At 65.4% G+C, this 6,000-nt stretch carries 5 protein-coding genes; 1 reads left to right on the top strand and 4 read right to left on the bottom strand.

The window, feature by feature from the left end:
- From J5J83_RS14515 to J5J83_RS14500, 4 genes are all read right to left on the bottom strand, one after another.
- Positions 1-2,506: DUF6531 domain-containing protein (locus J5J83_RS14515; RefSeq protein ID WP_212350307.1), on the bottom strand; the 2,506-nt coding region annotated here is incomplete at its 3' end.
- A 269-nt stretch (positions 2,507-2,775) separates the two neighbouring features.
- A complete protein-coding gene (locus J5J83_RS14510) occupies positions 2,776-3,240 on the bottom strand; it encodes a c-type cytochrome (RefSeq protein WP_212350305.1) in 465 nt (154 codons plus the stop codon).
- Positions 3,241-3,531: 291 nt separating this feature from the next.
- Complete coding sequence (locus tag J5J83_RS14505; protein WP_349251951.1) at positions 3,532-4,530, bottom strand: GGDEF domain-containing protein; 999 nt, start codon at positions 4,528-4,530, stop codon at positions 3,532-3,534.
- 156 nt (positions 4,531-4,686) lie between these two features.
- Positions 4,687-5,637, bottom strand: a complete 951-nt coding sequence (locus J5J83_RS14500; protein ID WP_212350302.1) for a lytic transglycosylase domain-containing protein — start codon at positions 5,635-5,637, stop codon at positions 4,687-4,689.
- Between the two features lie 139 nt (positions 5,638-5,776).
- On the opposite strand from J5J83_RS14500, the gene J5J83_RS14495 reads away from it, so the two are divergent.
- Positions 5,777-5,971 (top strand): hypothetical protein, encoded by a 195-nt coding sequence (locus tag J5J83_RS14495; protein ID WP_212350300.1) that lies wholly within the window; start codon positions 5,777-5,779, stop codon positions 5,969-5,971.
- Positions 5,972-6,000 lie beyond the last annotated feature (29 nt).

Below are 6,000 nucleotides of genomic sequence, written 5' to 3'. Positions count from 1 at the left end.
TCTGGGCGATGCGTACGCCGAGGCGATGGTCCGCACGCTGCAGATAGCGAGTGCGAATCTCGTCGCCATCGATGTGTTCGGTCAGGCGACCGGCCTCGTCGTAGCGCCAGGTGTCGAGCCGGCCGTCGGGAAGAAGGCGCGCGGTCTGGCGCCCCGCTTCATCTCGCCAATAGTAGGCGGCGCGCCACGGCACGGTGTCCTGCCCAGGGCGATAGAGCGCCGCACGCCCGATACGGCCTTCGCCATCGAGATCGAGCCGACTTTGGTGGCCACTGTCATCCGTGACCGCAACGAGCCGCCCACCCCCGTCGTAGGCCAGCTCGACGCTGCGCCCTGCAGCGTCGGTGGCGTGCGTCCTGCGCCCGAAAGCATCGTATTGCGCGCGCAGCAGCGCCAACTGCAGTCGGCTCGACGCCACGGGCTGTCCGTTCTCAAGTCGCCAGCCTTCCTGCACGACGGATTCGGGTTGCAGCGCGATGAAAGCCATGCCGCTATAGCGGGTGGACGTGACGATCCTGCGCTGGCCATCGTCGTCGGTGATCGAGGCAATGCGCCCGGGCGCATCGTAAGCGAGCCGCTGGCGAAAGCCGCCGGGGCGCACGATGTCGAGCGGATGATTCCCCGCTCCGTCCCAACCCGTGCGCGTGATATCCGAATCCTCCGGCGCATTCAGTGGCCCGTTGGGCAAGGGCCCATCGATCTCGACCAGCACGCTGCGCCCGTTGATCTGCGCGTAGCGGTAGGTCGTGGTGCGTGACAGCGCCACCGGTCCATTCCCGGCCGTGGTTGCACCGGGTGCCGGCAATGCCGGGCTGAAGCCGGTCTCGGTCACCGCCAGCACCTGCCCGGCGGCGTTGTACTCGAGGCGCAGTTGATGTTCGCGCCCGGCCACCACGCTGGGACGGGCGATGAGGATGGGCTGCGGCGCGGGCAGCATGAAGGTGTCGGGCTCGGTGGCGTCGGTGGGGACGGACGTCGTGGGTGGCGAGGCATACGCGTAGCGCACCTGCCCGATGAGCCGGGGCGGGGTGACGGAGAAGTCGAAGCGCGCGGTGCGCAGCGGACGGCTGGCGGCATCGAGTTCGGTCTGGGTCGAGATCAGCGCCCGGCCGCGGGCGTCGAGCGTGGTGGTGGCGGTCAGGCGACCACGGGCGTCGTAACGGTAGCGCACGTTGGTGGGGCCGCAGGTGGCGCAGCCGGGGCCACGCGCCTCGAGGATGCGGCGCTCGCTGCCGATGCGCGTGGTGAGATAGGTGGTGGTCCGACCCAGGCTGTTGGTGAGCACGGTCTGGCCCGGGGTGGAGAAGTCCAGGCTGACATCGTCGGGCCCGCGGTCGCCGTCAGGAGGCAGCGGTCCGCGCACCGAGCGCACCGCACGGGCGTCGCCGTCATAGACGTAGGTCGCGATGCGCTGGTGGACGGTGTGCTCGTCCGAGCCCGCGCCCGACACCGTGATGCCGGTGAGAAAGGTCGGGAAGCGCGCATCTTCGTAGTGGTACTCGCGCGCCAGGGTGCTGGCCGAGACGCCGCGGTTGGCGAAGGCGTGGGGTTTGTCGGCGGGGTCGTAATGGGTGGGGAGCGTGACCTTGGTGAGGTTCGCCGCAGCCAGCGCCGCCTCGGCCACGGCGGGGTCGGCCGGGGTGCTGCCGTAGTGGTAGGTAAAGCGCCCGAGCGGGCTGTCGATGTGCTCGATGCCGGCAAAGGCGCCGCGCTTGAAGTAGCTGAACACGAGGCTGCGCCCCTGCGGGTCGGTGACCTTGACCAGATTGCCGTCGGCGTCGTGCTGCAGCGACACGAACTCACCCGTCGGGGCGAGGATCTGCGTGAGATTGCCGCTGGTGTCGAAGTAGAGCTTGCGCCCGTCGGGCCACACCCACACGTACTGCTCGCCGCGCGCCTTGCGCGCTACCAGCAGCACGCCGCGCGCGGGGTCGGCGCTGGCACACACGCTGGGATGGGCCGGGTCGCGCGAGAACACGACACGGGTGCCGTCGGCCTGGACGATCTGGTGATTGACGCGGGTGGTGTAGAGCCGGGTGTCGTAGGACAGGCGCCAGCCGCGCCCGAGCGCGCCGCTGTGCTGGCCGGCGCGGCTGCGCAGGCTGTTGTAGTGGCGCACGATCTCGAGCCCGAGCACGCCGGGCAGCGCGGGCAGATCGGTTTCCTGCTGGTACTTGTTGCCCGAGAGCAGGCTCAACGGGTTGCCCGCGCCGACGTTCTGCCCGCTGTCCGTGGCCTGGCTCGCCGGGCCGCTGTCGGCGCCGCAGGTGGCGCCGGTGTTGTTGTTGATGCACGGAACAGGGGCCGGAGTGCCGCAGGTGCCGAGCACTTCGCACAGGCTGCCGGACGGGCCGCCTGGCGAATTGGGACAGCTGCTGTTGATGCCGCAGCCGGTGGCCGGGGACAGGCCGAACAGGCTGTCGCTCGCCGCCAGCGGGGGCGCCCAATGAAACGAGACGGAGAGGACGGCGGCAACAGCGAAGCGACGAGCGGTCTGGGGCTTCATGCGCGGGCGGACGAAGCGTCAGGACGCAATCGTCATGCAGTCAGGTCAGGAATGACGGCATTGTAAATGACAAATGCGTTTATGCGCGATGACGGCGCAGGTGAATAATGCAAAAAGCATTATCAGGATGGGTGAAGAAGCGATCCGGTCAACACGCCGATCGCATTGCGAGCATAGGCAGGCCGGCCGTTGGATCGGCGCGACGGCAGCAAACAAGAAAGGCAGCCAGTGGCTGCCTTTCTTCAATGTGCAGGTCTTGCGGGCGCGGCTTATTTCTCGACCGGCGGCTCGGTGAAGTTCGCGCCGGCCTTGTTGGCGAGGAAAGCAACCGCACGCTTGACCTCGGTATCGGTCAGGTCGCTTGCGCCGCCGCGGGCAGGCATGCTGTTCTTGCCGGCGATTGCCGATTTCACCAGTGCGTCGAAGCCTTGGGCGAGACGCGGGCCCCAGGCAGCGGCATCGCCCGCCTTGGGTGAGCCCAGCGCGCCGGACTCGTGACAGCTGCCGCAGACATTCTTGTAGATCTGCTCGCCGGTGCGGCTGCCTGCAGCCACCTTTTCAACCTTCAATTCCACCTTGGCAACCGGTTGAATCAGGCTGGCGGTCAGTTCCGGGTCAACCGAATTCTGCTTGCCACAGCCGGCCAGCAGCGCGGCGGCAGCGACGGCGAAAATCGGGAGAGTGAAGCGGGTTGTCCGCGAGTTGGCGTTGTGGGCGCGACGATGTACCGACATGCTGGATCCTTTGACTGGCGCGAGGCAAAGCAATAAATTGGACAAGTTCCTGCTCACAAAAAAACCGCCTGTGGAAGCGGTTCTGCTGAAAGCAACGTTCAGCCCTGAGCAGCCTTGCCGACCGCTCGCCTGGACCCTGTCGGCGCGACAAAACGGTGTGCATTCACGCCGATCGGGCAGGCATCAGGGCAAAAACCCTAATAACAGGCCCCTATTTTATCACTCAAGGGCGCGTGAGACCAGTCCGGACACGGCTGATGTTGCACTGCACGGTCGACGCCGGACCCAGTGTCAGCAAGCGCCGCCGGTATCGACCGCAACCACGCAGTTGCGTCCGCGGTGCTTCGCCTCGTAGATGCCCTGATCCGCACGGTGCATGAAACTGGCCGGCTTCTCCCCTGGAACGAACTGCGATACGCCAATGCTGATGCTGCATTGGATGCCGATGCCGGATGACAGCAGCACGGTGGTATTGGCGAAGGCCGCACACAGTCGGTTCGCCAGCCTGACGGCCTCTTCCCGTTCGGTGCCCGGCAGCAGCACCGCAAACTCTTCGCCGCCGTAACGAAAACTCGTATCGGCCCCCCGGATGCTGCCGACGATGACTTTCGCCAACGCCTGCAGCACGCAGTCGCCCTCGAGGTGTCCGTATGTGTCGTTGATCTGCTTGAAGTTGTCGGCATCGAGCAGCAGCATCGACAGCGGCTGGCGGTAACGCGCCGCACGTTCGCACTCGGATTCGAGGCGATTGAAGAAATGGCGGGAATTGAACAGGCCGGTGAGTCCGTCGGTGATGCTGAGCAGGCGGTAGCGCTCCTCGCTGTCACGCAAGGCTTGTTCCGCACGCCTGCGCTGGGTCACGTCCTGCAAGGTCTCGATGACCCCGATAACCTCGTCATGCTCGTTGCGCAACGGGGCTGCGGTGAAGAATAGCCAGCGTCCGCCGTCGCCGATGTCGGGGAAAAAGTCCTCAGCTTCGAAGGCTCCCGGCAGCAGCGGCGAGCGGCGGGACTTGTCGTGATAGAAGTGCTTGACCTTGTCCTCAATTGCGCCGTCGAGGATCAGGTCTGCAAGGGTCGGTCGCTCGCTGGGATAGAAGGCTTCCCATTGACGCCGGGTGCCGGTCACACTCGTCGCGGCGAGTCCTGACATGGCCTCGAGCGCCTTGTTCCAGTGCGAGATGACGTGGTTGCGGTCAAGCACGAAGATCGGAATCGGGCAGCAGTCGATGCCTTCCGACAGCATGAAACCGTTGTCGGATCTCCAGCCTGACGCTGCGATGTCGCGCACTGACAAGGTGTCTTTCCCCAATGTGGCCAGATTGTGGTTCAGGCGCATGGCAACGAAAAGTGACCGCAGAGGACGCAAATATCCTCTCCCAAGGGGAGGATTGCAAGCCCGAATGCGGCGTGGCCATTGCGTTTTCGGCCGTTCAGGGGTTGAAGGTCAGCCCTGCCGCTGCATGTTGGATGTGCTCGCCGATCGGTCCGGGTATGCGTGCCGCGATGCTCGATAGAAGTGCATGATGCGACGCACATATTCACGGGTTTCATCAAAAGGCGGCACACCGCCGTGGCGTTCCACTGCGCCTTCACCGGCGTTGTAAGCGGCTGCCGTCATCAACACGTCGCCGTCGAAGCGGCGAAGCAGCCAACGCAGGTAGGCCAGACCGCCGCGCACATTCTGCTCCGGATCCATGGTATCGCGTACGCCGAAGCGCTCTGCCGTGTCGGGTATGAGCTGCATCAGTCCCTGGGCATTGCGCGATGAGCGTGCATCGGCGTCGAAGTTCGATTCCGTGCGCGCAATCGCCAGCGCAAGCCGGGGGTCGACACCGTAGCGGGGAGCGAGGCGCTGCACCAGGCGGGCATGGGCACGACGATCACCGGGCAAGGAGGCAATGAAGCGCTCGACCACATCGAACGGCACGGCCTCCCCATTGTCGGGCAGTGCAGCACGCTCGCCGGTAAGCAGGCATGGCGGCAGTTCGGCGTCCACAATCATCCTGGTGTTGCTGTCCAGTTGCGCTTGGGCGCCCAGGTGGCCCTGTCTGGCGGCCAGTGCCAGCAATGCCAGACCACTGTGGTCCGTGTCGGTTTCCGCGTGCCGGTTCAGCAGCAGGCGGCCGAGCTGGTACTGCGCTTCGATGCTGCCGTAGCGCGCTGCGGCACAGTAACTGGCTGCCGCAAGATCCGGCAGGCGATTGCGTTCGGCGCGAAACCCGGCTTCCAGCATGCGGGCCAATGCGGGCGGCTCGTCCGTCCAGGCCGGCGCATCTTCGCGCGCTTCACCTTGCCCGGCCGCGCCCGGAAAGGCGCATGACAACAGCAGTGCAGCCATCAGCAGACGGAATCGGGCAGGCATCGAGAGCGTGGTCGCTTTAAACAACGTGAGCATGGCGGGACTGTAGGGTGAAACATGGACGAAGTCTGTGAACCCTGACCGCAGTGCGTGAAGGAAAGGCCACCGTCAGAATGTGGAACGAATGCCGCGCGCCATGGGTCGCATCCTTGTACGGTCGCAAAGGAGTGCAGCGATGGACGGACGGCGCAAGACACACAGGTTCATGGTCTATCAGGACACGTTGAAGCTGGCATACACGTCGCATTGGGATCTCGATTACCTGGGCCAGGCTGAATTCGACGCGTTGATGGCAGGTGCCGTGAATGACACTGCGCCAGGGATGCCCGGCACTGTTCCGTCCACGATCCCGGATCCGCCGGAAAATTGATTGCGCCGGGTGCAGCCGGCCTATAAACC

It is taken from the genome of Azoarcus sp. L1K30, assembly GCF_018122735.1.
Classification (GTDB): Bacteria; Pseudomonadota; Gammaproteobacteria; order Burkholderiales; family Rhodocyclaceae; genus Parazoarcus.
The sequence above is the reverse complement of the archived record's forward strand: the minus strand, read 5'-3'. Positions and strand labels throughout refer to the sequence as shown.

Excerpts from the sequence above, each read along its gene's own strand:
- J5J83_RS14510 (WP_212350305.1), bottom strand. The coding sequence starts at position 3,240 with ATGTCGGTACATCGTCGCGCCCACAACGCCAACTCGCGGACAACCCGC.
- J5J83_RS14500 (WP_212350302.1), bottom strand. The coding sequence starts at position 5,637 with ATGCTCACGTTGTTTAAAGCGACCACGCTCTCGATGCCTGCCCGATTC.
- J5J83_RS14495 (WP_212350300.1), top strand. The coding sequence starts at position 5,777 with ATGGACGGACGGCGCAAGACACACAGGTTCATGGTCTATCAGGACACG.